Origin of the sequence: Saccharibacillus sp. O23, assembly GCF_002205895.1 — a bacterium.
Taxonomy (GTDB): domain Bacteria; phylum Bacillota; class Bacilli; order Paenibacillales; family Paenibacillaceae; genus Saccharibacillus.
In genome coordinates this window covers 49,031-63,274 of the sequence record NZ_NJDE01000010.1, presented here as the reverse complement: position 1 = coordinate 63,274, position 14,244 = coordinate 49,031, and the positions used below count along the sequence as shown (strand labels likewise).

At 57.5% G+C, this 14,244-nt stretch carries 13 protein-coding genes; 1 reads left to right on the top strand and 12 read right to left on the bottom strand.

Annotation, left to right across the window (positions count from 1 at the left end; genetic code table 11):
• Nucleotides 1-52: 52 nt before the first annotated feature.
• The 9 genes from mltG to cymR form a co-directional block, all read right to left on the bottom strand.
• On the bottom strand, nt 53-1,135 hold the full coding sequence (gene mltG / locus CDO73_RS14260; RefSeq protein ID WP_088489196.1) for an endolytic transglycosylase MltG: 1,083 nt from the start codon (nt 1,133-1,135) through the stop codon (nt 53-55).
• Between the two features lie 88 nt (nt 1,136-1,223).
• Nucleotides 1,224-1,532, bottom strand: coding sequence for a DUF1292 domain-containing protein (locus CDO73_RS14255; RefSeq protein WP_087796499.1), 309 nt, complete (start codon nt 1,530-1,532; stop codon nt 1,224-1,226).
• Between the two features lie 4 nt (nt 1,533-1,536).
• Complete coding sequence (locus CDO73_RS14250; RefSeq protein WP_087796498.1) at nt 1,537-1,836, bottom strand: DUF1292 domain-containing protein; 300 nt, start codon at nt 1,834-1,836, stop codon at nt 1,537-1,539.
• A 13-nt stretch (nt 1,837-1,849) separates the two neighbouring features.
• Nucleotides 1,850-2,266, bottom strand: coding sequence for a Holliday junction resolvase RuvX (ruvX, locus tag CDO73_RS14245; RefSeq protein ID WP_088489195.1), 417 nt, complete (start codon nt 2,264-2,266; stop codon nt 1,850-1,852).
• A 13-nt stretch (nt 2,267-2,279) separates the two neighbouring features.
• Complete coding sequence (locus CDO73_RS14240) at nt 2,280-2,537, bottom strand: IreB family regulatory phosphoprotein (RefSeq protein WP_018975836.1); 258 nt, start codon at nt 2,535-2,537, stop codon at nt 2,280-2,282.
• Nucleotides 2,538-2,677: 140 nt separating this feature from the next.
• Entirely contained in the window at nt 2,678-5,317 is a 2,640-nt protein-coding gene (gene alaS / locus CDO73_RS14235; RefSeq protein ID WP_088489194.1) for an alanine--tRNA ligase, read from the bottom strand.
• A 588-nt stretch (nt 5,318-5,905) separates the two neighbouring features.
• On the bottom strand, nt 5,906-6,115 hold the full coding sequence (locus CDO73_RS14230) for a hypothetical protein (RefSeq protein ID WP_088489193.1): 210 nt from the start codon (nt 6,113-6,115) through the stop codon (nt 5,906-5,908).
• A gap of 103 nt (nt 6,116-6,218) precedes the next feature.
• Nucleotides 6,219-7,370: a cysteine desulfurase family protein gene (locus tag CDO73_RS14225; protein WP_088489192.1), complete on the bottom strand. Its 1,152-nt coding sequence runs from the start codon at nt 7,368-7,370 to the stop codon at nt 6,219-6,221.
• 18 nt (nt 7,371-7,388) lie between these two features.
• Nucleotides 7,389-7,808 (bottom strand): cysteine metabolism transcriptional regulator CymR, encoded by a 420-nt coding sequence (gene cymR, locus CDO73_RS14220; protein ID WP_087796492.1) that lies wholly within the window; start codon nt 7,806-7,808, stop codon nt 7,389-7,391.
• 375 nt (nt 7,809-8,183) lie between these two features.
• Between cymR and mnmA the strand changes: the two genes are divergently transcribed.
• Complete coding sequence (gene mnmA, locus CDO73_RS14215) at nt 8,184-9,317, top strand: tRNA 2-thiouridine(34) synthase MnmA (RefSeq protein WP_088489191.1); 1,134 nt, start codon at nt 8,184-8,186, stop codon at nt 9,315-9,317.
• Nucleotides 9,318-9,448: 131 nt separating this feature from the next.
• Here mnmA and CDO73_RS14210 read toward each other — a convergent pair whose 3' ends face one another.
• The 3 genes from CDO73_RS14210 to poxB form a co-directional block, all read right to left on the bottom strand.
• Nucleotides 9,449-10,588 (bottom strand): LCP family protein, encoded by a 1,140-nt coding sequence (locus CDO73_RS14210; protein WP_088489190.1) that lies wholly within the window; start codon nt 10,586-10,588, stop codon nt 9,449-9,451.
• Nucleotides 10,589-10,917: 329 nt separating this feature from the next.
• On the bottom strand, nt 10,918-12,231 hold the full coding sequence (locus CDO73_RS14205) for a replication-associated recombination protein A (RefSeq protein ID WP_088489478.1): 1,314 nt from the start codon (nt 12,229-12,231) through the stop codon (nt 10,918-10,920).
• 208 nt (nt 12,232-12,439) lie between these two features.
• Nucleotides 12,440-14,173 (bottom strand): ubiquinone-dependent pyruvate dehydrogenase, encoded by a 1,734-nt coding sequence (gene poxB, locus CDO73_RS14200; RefSeq protein ID WP_256972710.1) that lies wholly within the window; start codon nt 14,171-14,173, stop codon nt 12,440-12,442.
• Nucleotides 14,174-14,244: the final 71 nt, after the last annotated feature.

The window sequence follows — 14,244 nt, the reverse complement described above, 5'->3', positions numbered from 1 at the left end:
CGGCCACTCCCTTCTATTCGCTTAAATCCATGATCGGCATAAGCCGGCGCAATCATTTGCCGCCGGCCTTGCTTTTCTCGATATTTTGTTGATGCTGCTCGTACGTCTCGGCAAACCAATGCGCGCCGGAGCCGTCTTTTTTGGTCACGTAGAAATAGTAATCCGAAGCTTCCGGTTGCAAAGCCGCTTCGATGGACTTGAGACTCGGCGCCGCGATCGGCCCCGGCGGAAGTCCTTCGTGTTTGTACGTGTTATACGGACTGTCGATCTCGAGATCGGAATACAGCAGCCGATCTTTCTGCTTGCCGAGCGCATATTGAACGGTCGCGTCGATTTGCAGCTTCATCGGTTTGTTCAATCGGTTGTAGATGACGCCGGCGATCAGCGGACGTTCGGAATCGACCACCGCTTCGCGCTCCACGAGCGACGCGACGGTCAACAGTTCGTGAACGGTAAGCCCGCGCTCTTTGAGCAAAGCGTCGAAGTCCGGAACGGCTTTCAGCTTGGTCGTCGTTTCTTTGACTAACCGGCGCACCACGTCTTCCGCGGAAGCATCGGTCGAGAACTCGTACGTGTCCGGGAACAGATACCCTTCCAACGCGTAAGTTAAGCCTTCTTCGGAAGGCACGCCGTCCGGCAGGACATCGGCGAATTTCTCCGGTTCCCGGGCCAATTGACGGATGCTTTTGGCGTCCCAACCGCCGGCTTCGCTCAGCCGATCCGCGATCTGCGGGATCGTCAGCCCTTCCGGAATCGTCACTTTGACCGAAGCGGGTTTCGCGCCTTCGCCTTCGTTCAACGCCGCGGTAATGCCCGCGTAATCCAGACCCGGGTACAGTTGGTAAGAGCCCGCTTTGAAGGAGCCGCCTTCCTTCTCCATTTTCAAGTAGACTTTGTATAACAGAGCGCTGCGGATCAAGCCTTCTTTTTGAAGCTTATCGGCGATTCCGGCCGTTCCGGTCCCTTCGGGAATCTCGAACATGACCGCTTCGCTCGACGAAGGCATCGGCCGCATGGAAGCATAAACGAAACTTCCGACCGACCCGATCAACAGCAATAGGATCAATATCAGCACAAGCGGCGCTTTCGATCTTTTTTTCTTTGGCAATACGCTATTTTCCACTACGGCGCACATCCTTTATCGAACGTCCTCGGCCTATCGTTATTTTTACGCATGGCAAAGCGGACCAGGCTGACCGGGTCCGCTTGCTTTACCGATTCCCTTACATTTCTTCCGGGAAAGTGAGTTCGTCGAACAGCTCGGCTACGTTTTCCCACTCGTCATCGTCGTCGATCGTCGACAGCTGCACTTCGCCGGAAGGCGAAGTCTCGATCTTGAGAATCTGCACATCGTCGTCCGCTCCGACCGTTTCGTTCTGAAGAACCGCGTAGGCGCCGCCGCCGACTTCGAATTCTTTGACGATACGATAGGTAACCGACTCCGCGTTCTCGTCGATCAGCTCGACATACAATCCGTACACTTGCTCAAGCTTGTTCGTGTATACGACCTGACTTGCGGAAAATTCCGTCATTGCTCTATTCCTCCCCGTCCAATTCGGCAACCAGCGTATTAAACGTCTCTTCGACGATCTGCCATTCCGCTTCGTCTTCGATCACGTAGAGCTTCAAATCGTCGTCGTCTTCTTCGTAACGGAACGCGTAAACTTCGTCCGCTTCGTCGTCTTCGGAGTCCAGCGGCACGACCATCATGTACTTGCTGTCGGAGCCGTCCACTTCGAATTTCATGATGACTTCAAAGCCTTCTTCCTGGCCTTCTTCGTCAGGAATATAAATAATTTCGGGTTCGTCGCCCAAGAGATGGGAATCGTTTGCCATGCCCGTCACCCTTTCACCTTTTTGATTTGGAATCGAGATAGTTTTGCAAAATCAGGCCAGCCGCGATCTTGTCGACGACCTGCTTGCGTTTCTTGCGGCTGACATCGGCTTCGAGGAGCGTTCGCTCGGCGGAGACCGTCGTCAGACGTTCATCCCAGAGGTGAACGGGCAGACCCAACAATTCCCGCAGCGACTCGGCGAATTCGATGCACAGTTCGCCGCGCGGGCCGATCGTGCCGTTCATGTTTTTCGGGAGACCTACCACCACTTCTTCGACTTCGTGCAGCGCCGCAAGCTCGGCGATTCTCCGCATATGAGAATCGTCTTCGCGGCGCTGAACCACTTCGATCCCTTGAGCGGTCCAGCCGAAGGCGTCGCTTAACGCGACGCCGATCCGCCGGTCTCCGTAATCGAGGCCCAGCAATTTCATTATGCTTATTCTCCTATCGAAGCTTGGACAAATAAGAACGAACCAGCTCTTCGATCAGCTCGTCGCGCTCTTTTTTGCGAATCAGGCTTCGTGCGTTGTTGTGTCTCGGGATGTAAGCCGGATCGCCGGACAGCAGGTAGCCCACAATCTGATTGATCGGATTGTACTCTTTCTCCACAAGCGCGTCGTACACGGTAAGCAGAATCTCCTGTGCGGAAGTCTCTTCGTCGCCTTGTACGTTGAACTTCATAGTCTTGTCCATGGAATCCATAGGGATTACACCTCGCTTCACAAAGCGTCCCCGCGTCGGCGGCGCGCTTTGACGCCTTCGTAGTATTGAATCTTATTTATCATATCACACTTTCCCCCGATCAAGAAACGGGGAATCCGGCAACGATAAACAGCTTCTTCTTAGGCGTTCAGCGATTGTTCGAGGAGCGAAAGAGCCGCGTTCAGCGCTTCTTGAAGCTTCGAAGCGTCTTTGCCGCCGGCCTGCGCCATATCCGGACGTCCGCCGCCGCCTCCGCCGCAGACCGAAGCCGCTTCTTTGACGAGCTTGCCCGCATGCAGGCCGCGCTTGGTCAGTTCCTGAGGAACGGCCACGACGAAGTTGACCTTGTCTTCCACCGGCGCGCCCAGAATCAGCACCGCCTGCGGCAGTTTGACTTTCAGCTCGTCGGCGAGCGAACGCAGACCGTCCATGTCGGATACGGAGACCGCTTCGGCCAACACCTGCACATCGCTTACGTTACGCACGTTATCCGTCAGTTTGCCCGCTTCTATCGCGCCCAGTTTGCCGCGCAGCGATTCGATCTCGCGTTCGGCTTCTTTGAGCTGTTTGCCCATCGCTTCGATGCGCTTCGGCACTTCGGCAACCGGAGTCTTGAGCGCCGCGGCCGACTGCTTGAGCAGATCGAGCTGCTCGTCCAGATACAGATAAGCGCCCCGGCCGGTCAAAGCTTCGATCCGGCGCACGCCCGAACCGATGCCGCTTTCGCCGACCAGTTTGAACAAGCCGATCTCGCTCGTGTTGCGAACGTGGCAGCCGCCGCACAGCTCGAGGCTGTAATCGCCGATTTCCACGACGCGCACGATATCGCCGTATTTTTCGCCGAACAGCGCCATCGCGCCCATCGCTTTGGCTTCCTCGATGCCTTTCAGCTCGATGACGACGTTGACGCCTTTCCAGATCTGCTCGTTGACGCGGCGTTCCACGTCGGCCAACTCTTCCGGCGTGATGCTGCCGAAATGCGAGAAGTCGAAGCGCAGACGCTGCGGCTCGACGAGCGAGCCTGCTTGGTTGACGTGCGTGCCGAGCACTTCTTTGAGCGCTTTGTGCAGCAGGTGCGTCGCCGTATGGTTTTTCTCGATCGCGGCGCGGGAATCGCGTTTCACGCTCGCCCGCACGTCGTCGCCGACATGCAGTTCGCCGGATTCGACCGTCACTTGATGCACGTGTTGGCCGCGCGGCGCTTTGACCAGACCTTCCACGTTCAGCGTGCCGGTAAAGGACGAGATCGTGCCCACGTCGCTGACCTGACCGCCGCTTTCCGCATAGAAAGGCGTTTTGTCGAGCACGACCAGCGCGGAATCGCCTTCGCCGACCGAATCGACGATTTCGCCGTCTTTGATCAGCACGACGATTTTGGCTTCGACGGACGTTTCCGCGTAGCCCACGAATTCGCTGTCGGCTTCCAGTTCGGACAACGCGCCGCCTTGGATATTCATGCCGCCGCCTTTTTTGTGCGCTTCGCGCGCTCTCGTACGTTGTTCCTGCATCGCCGTCTCGAATCCGTCGCGGTCCACGGTCATGCCGTGCTCCAGCGCGAAGTCTTCCGTCAGATCCAGCGGGAAACCGTACGTGTCGTACATCTTGAATGCGTCTTCGCCGCCGATGACGGTTTCTCCGGCCGCTTTGGCGCGTTCGGCCGTCTCGGTCAAGATCGCGAGACCGTCGGACAGCGTCTTATGGAAACGTTCTTCTTCCAGACGGATCACGCGTTCGATCAGTTCGCGGCTGTCCACGACTTGACTGTAGTAGACGCCCATGACGTCGCCTACGGTGCGAACCAGCTCGTACAGGAACGGACGGTCCAATCCGATCACGCGTCCGTAGCGGACCGCGCGGCGTAGCAGACGGCGGATGACGTAACCGCGGCCTTCGTTGGACGGCTGCACGCCGTCGCCGACGGCGAACGTTACCGTGCGCACGTGGTCAGCAATGACTTTGAGCGCGACGTCGTGCTCTTCGCTGACGCCGTATTCGATGCCGGCCAGCTTCGCCGTATGTTGAATCATCGGCTGGAACAAGTCGGTATCGAAGTTGGAGTTCACGTCTTGAAGGATCGAAGAAAGACGCTCCAGACCCGCGCCCGTATCGATGTTCTTGTTTGGAAGCGGCGTGTAGCTGCCGTCTTTGTTATGGTTGAACTGCGAGAATACGAGGTTCCAGACTTCGAGGAAACGCTCGTTCTCTCCGCCCGGATACATTTCCGGATCGTTCGGATCAAGCAGTCCGTAAGCGTCGCCGCGATCGTAGAAGATCTCGCTGCACGGTCCGCAAGGACCTTCGCCGATATCCCAGAAGTTCTCGTCGCCCAGCTTGATGATGCGTTCCGCCGGCAGTCCCACTTTCTCGTTCCAGATCTTGAACGCTTCTTCGTCTTCGGCATAGACCGTGACGCTGATACGGTTCGGATCGAATCCGATCCACTGCGGGCCGGTCAGGAATTCCCATGCCCAAGTGATCGCTTCTTCTTTGAAGTAGTCGCCGATCGAGAAGTTGCCGAGCATTTCGAAGAACGTATGGTGGCGGCGGGTTTTGCCCACGTTTTCGATATCGTTGGTACGGATGCACTTTTGCGAGTTCGCGATTCTCGGATTTTCCGGTTTCACGCGTCCGTCAAAGTAAGGTTTGAGCGGAGCCATGCCGGCGTTGATCCACAATAGCGACGGGTCGTTGTGCGGGACGAGCGGGGCGCTCGGCTCGATATGGTGGCCTTTCCCTTCGAAAAATTCCAGCCATTTGGAGCGGATTTCACTAGCTTTCATCGTTCTCGAACCTCCGTTTTTAAGAAAAATAGGCTGCTGCAACTACGAAAAAAACATAAAAAACGCCCCTGAAAAATTCAGGGACGATTGCTCGCGGTACCACCCTGGTTACCGTCCGGCAATGATGCGGTCCTGCCCGTACGAAGCAGGGAAAGCGCAAAATTGAGAACGATCTCCTCGATTGCGTCCGTTAACGGGGACGAAGCGGCTTCGGCGTCGCGAATCGCGAAGCCCGGCACTCCGGAATTAGCTTTCGGTCCGTCGGCTCTTCAGGCTCTTCCACCCATGCGCGATTCGCGCAAGGAGCCTGCTCGCTGAGAGAGCGTCTCTTCAAGACGTACTTCATTCCATCATCGTTTTGACGACTATAGTCAATGCTTTCCCAGTATATCGGGACGATTATTTTCTGTCAATCCGCAAAAAAGCCGGAAGATCCGAGGCGTTTCCCGAAGGAAACCCGATTCTTCCGGCTTGTTCGTCGTTTATTACCTTGTCAATATCAAAGGTAGAAATACGCCCTCCTGAATCGCACCAGAAGCGCGTGCGTTTCAGCAGAACGTAAATCTGTGATCAAGAGTTGAAAGGGTACTAGTTGGCCGCTTGAAGATGCGGGATCGATTCCGCGGCGCCGCTTACGCAGAACAAATCGTCCAGCGAGCTGAGCGTGCCGTCTTTTTCGACCTGATACACCGACATCTTGCCTCCGTTAACCGTCAATTCGATAAAACAGCTCCAGCAATAAAACTGATGCGAGCCGATTTTGCCGATATCTTTAGAACTGCAATTTGGACATTTCATTATGGGGATCACCTATCCGTCCGCTTATTTGAGAGTCGCCGAGAAACGCGGAAACTTGTTCCGAATTTGAACGATTATTCACAATAGGATACGCGAAGGCGTATCAAGATTTGATACGCACGCGGGCGATAATCGTTTCGATTTTTTGCACGACCGTCTCGATTTCCTGCGAAGTATTACCCAAGCCGAAGCTGAATCGAATCGCGGAGTTCAAAACTTTTTCGGGCAAATTCATGGCGCGCAGCACATGCGAGGTCTCGAGCGAGCCGGACGTGCAGGCCGATCCGCTGGCCGCGGCGATCCCTTCCATATCGAGGTTCATCAGCATCGTCTCGGTCCCCACCGCCGGGAAGCTGATGTTGATCACATGCGCCAACGTATGCTCGGGATCTCCGTTCACGACGAAGGCTTCTCGGCCGATCGAGGCTTCGAGTCCGCCGAGCAGTTCGCCGCGAAGACGCAGCGCTTCGGCATGCCGTTCGTCCAAACCGGACACCGACAATTCGACGGCTTTGGCGAAACCGGCCATGCCGGCCAGGTTCTCGGTTCCCGCCCGGCGTTTGCGTTCTTGGTTGCCGCCGTGCAGCATGGCCGGCAGCTTGATCTGCGGCGCGATATAGAGCGCGCCGATGCCCTGCGGGCCGTTGATCTTATGCGCGGAGAAGCTGATCAAGTCGGCGTTCAATTCGCCGCAGTCGATCTTCAGCGAGCCCAGCGCCTGCACCGCGTCGGTATGGAACCATACGCCGCGCTCGCGGGCGAAAGCTCCGATCTCGCGCACCGGCTGCACGGTGCCGACCTCGTTGTTGGCGAACATGACGCTGATCAGCGTCGTGTCCGGACGCGTATGCTCGCGAATCCAATCGAGATCGACTCTGCCCCGGACGTCTACCGGAATGTATTCCACTTCGAAGCCCTGCTCGGCCAGACGTTCCGCCGCATGCAGCACCGCGTGATGTTCGATCCGCGAAACGAGCAGATGCCGTCCGCGGTCGATCCGCGCATGGGCCGCGCCGAACAGCGCCGCATTGTCGCTCTCCGTGCCGCCCGACGTGAACACCAGATCGTGCGGCTTCGCTCCGATCGCCGCGGCGATCCGTTCGCGCGCGGAACTGACGATCCGCTTGGCGTCGCGTCCGAACGCGTGCACGCTGGACGCGTTGCCGAACGTGCCGGTCATGACGCGAAGCATTTCCTCGGCAACAAGCGGATGCACCGGCGTCGAGGCCGCGTGATCCATATAAATTCGGTTCATTGCCTTTTCACCTCGGATTTAAATGTAGAACATGTAGTTGTCGGGTTCGCCTTTGTCGCGGTAAGCGATCAGGTCGCCGAGCGTGGTCGAGTCGATGACGTCGGCGATCGCGTCGCGGATTTTTTTCCACAGATCGCGTTTGGCCGGGTCGTCTTCTTCGGCGAAGTCCACGACCGAGATCGGACCTTCCAGCACGCGGATGATCTCGCCGGCCGTCACCGTATCGGGATCGCGCGACAGAATATAACCGCCGTAAGCGCCGCGGATACTCTTCACGAGTCCTCCGTTGCGCAGCGGGGCGATGAGCTGCTCCAGATAATGTTCGGAGAGCGAGTTTTTTTCGGCGATGCTTTTGAGCGAGGTCGGACCTTCGCCGTACCTCGCCGCCAATTCCATCATGATGGTCAAGCCGTAACGGCCTTTAGTCGATATTTTCAATAGAGGCACCTCTTTCGATTCATTCGGGGTTCGATCGCGCCGTCTTCCCGGAATAGTCCGATTACCGCCAGCCGAATCCTTGGGATTATCCGCAAAGAGACGCGCCGTCGGCCCGGATTTGCTTCGGTCGGCACGCGGATAGGCATATACTTTGACTATCGTAACATAACCCGGGAGCGGGATGCACTACGCAATCGCGGTCCGTTCCGTAAAATGTCCGCGCACAGCGGAATCTTTGCCGGCTTCCGCCCCGTTCGGGAGTCGTCAATTTAAGGCTTTTGTGGTAAAATGCATGAAGACGCGCGCAGCGCGTTGTTTTGTTTTCATCTTATTTTATCATTTTCAGAAAATACCTCATAGAAGACGGTGATATTCATGCATAAATCTCCTCAAGAAACGCGCGTCGTCGTCGGCATGTCCGGAGGCGTCGACTCCTCGGTCACGGCCCTGCTGCTCAAAGAGCAAGGCTACGACGTGATCGGCATCTTCATGAAAAATTGGGACGACACCGACGAATTCGGCCACTGCACGGCGGAAGACGATGCCGAAGACGTTCGCCGCGTCTGCGAGAAGATCGGAATTCCTTATTATACGGTCAATTTCGAAAAAGAATACTTCGACAAAGTATTCACGTATTTCCTCGACGAATACAAACGCGGCCGCACGCCGAACCCGGACGTGATGTGCAACCGCGAGATCAAGTTCGGCGAGTTCCTGAACAAAGCGCTCGATCTCGGCGCCGATTACGTCGCGACCGGCCACTATGCCCGCGTGACGGAAGAAAACGGCGAGTTCAAGCTGCTGCGCGGCATCGACAACAACAAAGATCAGACTTACTTCCTGAACGCGCTGAACCCTTACCAGCTCTCCAAAACGATGTTCCCGATCGGCCATCTGCCGAAACCGGAAGTCCGTCGCATCGCCGAAGAAGCCGGACTCGCCACCGCGCGCAAAAAAGACAGCACGGGCGTCTGCTTTATCGGCGAGCGCAATTTCCGCGAATTCCTGAGCGGCTACCTGCCGGCCAAGTCCGGCGAGATGGTCGATATCGCGACCGGCGAATCCAAAGGCCGTCACGACGGCTTGATGTATTATACGCTGGGCCAACGTCAAGGCTTGGGCATCGGCGGTTCCGGCAGCGGCGAACCGTGGTTCGTCGCCGACAAAGATCTGGAACGCAATATCCTGTACGTCGTGCAAGGCGACAAACATCCGAGCCTGTATTCGACCGGCCTGATCGCGAGCGGCGTGACTTTCGCGTCCGGACGCGACGAACTGGCCAACGGTCCGTTGACCTGCACGGCCAAATTCCGCTACCGGCAGCCGGATCAAGGCGTGACGCTGACCCGTCTCGAAGACGGATCGGTTCACGTGTCGTTCGACGAACGGCAAAAAGCGATCACCCCGGGTCAAGCGGTCGTATTCTACGACGGCGAAGTTTGTCTCGGCGGCGGCACGATCGAACAAGTCGAGAAAGTGCCTTACGATATGCCCGCGGTCGCCAAGTAAGCGGCGGCCCTGCAAAAGAAATCCCGCTTTCGCGCCTTTGCCGGCGCGGAAGCGGGATTTTTGGTTAAACGCGGATCGGCCGTCCGGACTTCGTCGGGCCGACGGGATCGCCCGAAATTCGGGGCCGAATCTTATTGTCCGACGTCGCCGGCCGGTTGGCCTTCTTGGTCGGTATGCGAATCGCCGCCCGCGTCGGTATCGTCCACCGCCAGATCGGCCGCGGTCGAGTTCGGGTCCAGCCATTTGCCGATCGAATCGATCGTTTCCTGCAGATCGTCGTCGTCCAGCTCGTAATACCAAGCGTCGCGCGAGACCCCTTCGCCTTGCAGCATATGGCTGCTGATATTCGGCGTGGCGTCGCTCAGAATGACCGTCTTGGCAAGAGACAACATAAAGTCCGAAGTCATGTTGGTCTTGAAATTCTGACCGGCGATGCCGATCAGTTCGGGAATCTTCGCGATGTTTTCGACATTTTTCATCCGGTTCAGCATCTGCTTCAAGAAAATGCGATGGCGTTCCGTCCGCTTGAAGTCGGAATCTTCGCGGTAACGCACGTAATTCAGCGCTTCGGTACCGTCGTAGATCGGTTTGTTCGGCTCGATCGTGAATTTCTCGTGATCGGCCTGTTTGTTTTCGATTTTTTCGGTAATCGGAAGTTCGACGCCGCCCATCGCGTTGACCACGTCTTTAAGTCCGTTGAAGTTGATCGTGGCGTAATAATCCACGTCGTGATCCAGCAGCGCTTCTACCGTATCGACGCTCATCTGCGCGCCGCCGTAAGCGTAAGCCGCGTTGATTTTCGTTTTGGAACGGGTGCCTTTGATCGTCGGCGTACCGACCATCTTGACGTAAGAGTCGCGCGGAATGGAGACGAGCAGCACTTTGTTGTCCGCGGGGCGCACGACCGAATAAATGATCGAGTCGGTTCGGGCGATTTCTTTATCCCGCTGGTCGGTGCCGAGCAGCAAAACGGAGAACGGTTCTTTGCTTAATTCGGCGACGGACAGTTCTTCTTCTCCCCCGCCTTTGTTGTCTTGAGCGATCGGTTCGTACGATTTGTCCAACGTATCTTTGACCGTATCCGCGAGCAGAGTGTCGAACGCGAGCACCATCAATTCTTTGCGGAAGATGTATCCGCCTAACCCCAGAATCAGCACGACGCCCAATACGATCAGCCAAGCCCTGCCTCTGTTTTTCTTCGTTTTCTTTTTCTTCTGATGCCTTTGGGTCCTCGTCAATGCGCGAGGTTCGGCCGGCTGGTTTTTATCCATTTCGTTCGTACCTTTCTCTCTCCACAAAAGTCGTCGGCTTGCTACGTTGACCGTTTTCGACTCGATTTCAAGCCGGCGCTTCATCCGCAGAGCAATAGGCAAACGGAAACCATGAAACGAAAGCAGGTTACGGTTCAACGTACGGCGGCCCTTAAAATCCCTTATGGAAGCTAAATTAGACTTGCCTGCACAACAAAACGTCTTCGGACAAGCGAAACCAGAGCGTCCAAAGTGAAGACAACATTTAGATTACTACATTTCGTATGATTCTGACAATTCTAACATACGAAACCCGTCTTGTCCGCTCCACCGTTCTTCCCGCCTCTTATTTATTGTTCGCGGCGCCGCTGTTGATTCAGACGAATCTTGGACTCGTTTCCCTGCTCCGTCGCCTCGTAGAACACGGTCCCTTCCAGTTCGGGCGGCAAATAAGCCTGTTTGACGTAATGGTTCGGAAAATTGTGCGGATACCGGTACCCTTCGTGTCCCAGCTTCTCCGCGCCTTTGTAATGCGTATCGCGCAGATGCAGCGGCACTTCCGTCGTGCCGGTTCGGCCGAAAGCGGCTTCCGCTTTCGAGATCGCCGTATAGACGGCGTTCGACTTGGGGCTCTCGACGGCGAAAAGAATCGCCTGGGCCACGTTGAGCTTGGCTTCGGGCCAGCCGTTGTTGCGGTAAGCTTCCAATGCGGACACGGCCTGTACCATCGCCTGAGGATTGGCGAGCCCGATATCTTCGCTGCTGGCCGCGATCAGGCGGCGTATAAACGTCATCGGGTCCATGCCGAGCTTCTCGACGGCATACAAGAACCAATACAGCGCGGCGTCGCTGGAGCCGCGAATCGATTTGTGGAACGCGGACAGCACGTCGTACTGCGTCGACTCGTCGGCGCGCGCGATCGGCCGGCGCACCGATTCTTCGGCCGCTTCGAGCGTGACGCGCACGCTGCCGTCGGCCTGCGGCGGCGTGGTCAGCGCCGCCAGCTCCAGCGCGTTCAGCGCGCGGCGGATATCGCCGCCGGACATGGCCGCGATATGTTCCAGCGCGTCTTCGTCCGCGCTCAGATCCATGTAGCCGAGGCCGCGCCGCGAATCGGCCAGCGCGCGGCGCATGGCGATCAGCGCATGCTCCGCGGTCAGCGGATGCAGCTGGAACAGCGTCGAGCGGCTCATGAGGGCGCCGTTCACGTAATGGAACGGATTTTCGGTCGTGGCGCCGATGAAGATGATGGTGCCTTTCTCGACGGCCGGAAGCAGGGCGTCCTGACGCGAACTGTTGAAGCGATGCACTTCGTCCAGAAAAAGAATCGTTTTGGTTCCGTACAGCGCTTTGTCGTCGGCCGCCTGTTGAATGACTTCCCGCACGTCTTTGACCGTGGCGTCCACGGCATTGAGCCGCACGAATTTGCCTTGCGTATGATTCGAGATAATATGGGCCAGCGTCGTTTTGCCGCATCCCGGCGGCCCGTACAAGACGATCGAACCGACTTTGTCGGCTTCGATCGCCCGACGAAGCAGGCGTCCGGGACCGACGATATCTTCCTGGCCGATATATTCGTCCAGCGTCAGCGGGCGCATGCGATCCGCCAGCAGGCTTCCGCCCGCCTGCGAATCCGAGCTTCCGCCGTAATTGAACAAATCCAAAGAGGTCACGTCCTTTCGTTCCTTCATACAATATAGTGCCGTTCGGCCGCGAACGCAAATTCCGCCGCGCCGCCGCTTTCATCCGAGAACGGCAAAAGACCGCGGCTGCGCCGCGGCCTTTCCCGTCCGTTCGTCGACCTCGTCCGGCGTCGCGCCTCGGATCGCCCTCGCGTCTTTGAGCTCGAACGCTTTTCCGGCCGCAGAACGTTTACCGGAACAGATTGCTTTTCGCCAGATCGATCAATTCGTCGCCGTGGCCGCTCAAGACGGCTTTGACCGCCCAGATCGAAAATCCTCCGGCCTGCTGCATCGTGATCTTCGGCGGCATGGACAGCTCTTGGCGATTTACGGCCACGTCGATCAGCGCCGGACCGTCATGCGCCAGAGCGGTACGCACGGCTTCTTCCAGATTGCCCGCGTCGTCGACGCGCACGCCGTAGATGCCCATCGCGTTGGCGATCGCGGCGAAGTCCGTTCCGCCCAGTCCGGTACCGGTCTCCAAATAGCCGGCGGCTTTCATCTCCAGTTCGACGAACCCGAGCGCTTCGTTGTTGAATACGACCACTTTGACGGGCAGCTTGTACTGCTTGATCGTCAGCAGATCGCCCAGCAGCATCGACAGTCCGCCGTCGCCGGACAGCGCGATCACTTGGCGTTCCGGATGCGCGGCCTGCGCGCCGATCGCCTGCGGCATGGCGTTCGCCATCGTGCCGTGGTTGAACGAGCCGATCAGGCGGCGTTTGCCGTTCATCTGCAAATAACGCGCCGCCCATACGGTCGGCGTGCCGACGTCCGCGCTGAAGACGGCGTCTTCCGCGGCCAGATCGCTCACCACTTTGGTCAGATACTGCGGGTGGATCGGCGTTTGTCCCGGTTTGCCGGAAGCCAAGCCGTCGAGATCGTCGCGCACTTTGGCGTAACGATCGGCCGACTTCCGCAGATGATCCGGTTTCTTGCCTTCTTCGAGCAGCGGCAGCAGATGCTGCGCCGTCGCTTTGACGTCGCCGCAGACGCCGAGTTCGAGCGCCGCGCGGCGTCCCAGCGTCGCGGCGTTGATGTCTACCTGAACGATCTTCGCATGTTCCGGATAGAACTGGCGATAAGGGAAATCCGTGCCCAGCATCAGCAGCACGTCGCAGTCCATCATGGCATGATAACCGGACGAATACCCGATCAAGCCGGTCAAACCGACGAAATAGGGATTGTCGTATTCCAGATGTTCTTTGCCGCGCAGCGCGACGACCATCGGAGCCTGAAGCCGTTCGCAGAGCGCGAGCACTTCGGCATGCGCGCCTTTGCAGCCCGCGCCGGCCAACACGGTCACTTTTTTGCCGCTGTTCAAGATCTCGGCCAACTGCCGCAGTTCTTCGCCCGAAGGCACGACGACCGGACGCGGCGCATGAACGACCTTCTCGGGAATTTTGCTTTTGGTCTCTTCCGCGGCCACGTCGCCCGGCAGCACGATCACCGACACGCTCGAATGAGCCTGCGCGGCCTGAAGCGCCATCGTGATCGTGCGCGGGATCTGACCGCTCGTCATGATGGTTTCGCAGAACACGCTGCATTCTTGGAAGATCTGTTCGGGATGCGTCGCTTGAAAATAACCGCTGCCGATCTCGTCGCTCGGCACATGGGCGGCGATCGCCAATACCGGCAGACGGCTGCGGTGACATTCGTACAAACCGTTGATCAGATGCAGGTTGCCGGGACCGCTGCTGCCCGCGCAGACCGCGATCGAACCGTCGAGATCCGCTTCGGCTCCCGCGGCGAACGCCGCGACTTCCTCGTGACGAACATGAATCCAATCGATTTTTCCCGAACGGCGCACGGCGTCGATAACGGCATTCAGCGAATCTCCGGTAATGCCGTAGATCCGTTTGACTCCCGCTTGTACCAGTGCTTCTACCAGCGAATCCGCGATCGTTTTGCCCAATATGTCCATCTCCTGTCCATGATTTGCTCTTGCGTTCATTCATTCTTACCCGGACAGGCGGGTTGCTTAACGATCGCGGC